Source organism: Clostridium tarantellae, assembly GCF_009295725.1.
In the GTDB taxonomy this organism is placed as follows: domain Bacteria; phylum Bacillota; class Clostridia; order Clostridiales; family Clostridiaceae; genus Sarcina; species Sarcina tarantellae.
Genome location: NZ_WHJC01000611.1, coordinates 1 through 630 on the forward strand (window position 1 = coordinate 1; position 630 = coordinate 630).

1 protein-coding gene is annotated in these 630 nt (G+C 28.7%); it reads right to left on the reverse strand.

From position 1 onward, the window contains the following. On the reverse strand, positions 1-630 hold a 630-nt coding region (locus GBZ86_RS16610; RefSeq protein WP_234885197.1), incomplete at both ends, for a terminase large subunit domain-containing protein.

Genomic DNA, 630 nt, shown 5'->3' on the forward strand with positions numbered 1-630 from the left:
ATTAGTAGCTTTTATTTTTTCCCATTCAGCCACTATGGTATAAGAATCCTGTGCAGGTCTATTCATTCTTTTAGTCATAAAGGTTAAAGCAGTTTGAGGTTGAAATTTCATATCCCCATATTCTTCATCCATTTGTATTTGAAGATCCTTAAAGTATCTTAAGGAGGGATTGGCTTTCTCCCACATTTTTTTATTATCTACTTCCTTATCAGAATCTAAGCTATATAATAGGGGTAACATTCTAGTGGTTTTATTTTCACCTTTTAAAATAGCATCAGATATTTCTAAATAATCATCTAATACTCCCCCTCTAACTTCTCCATTAGTAGTTATCATAAAAATTCTTGAATTAGCTTTTTTACCTAAAGCTGATTTAAATACATTTATACTTTTATAATCTTCATACTCATGTATTTCATCAAATATAATACAAGCTGGTCTTAAACCATCCTTAGTTTTAGCATTGGAAGTTCTAAACTTAATATAGGAATTAGTCTTTTTAAATACTATTTTTTCTTTAGTATAGTAAAAAGCTTTTTTTAATTTCCTATTACCATCTATCACCTCATAAACATCTTCAAAACTTGTTTTAGCCTGTTCTTCACAGTTAGCCACAATATCTACATTGTA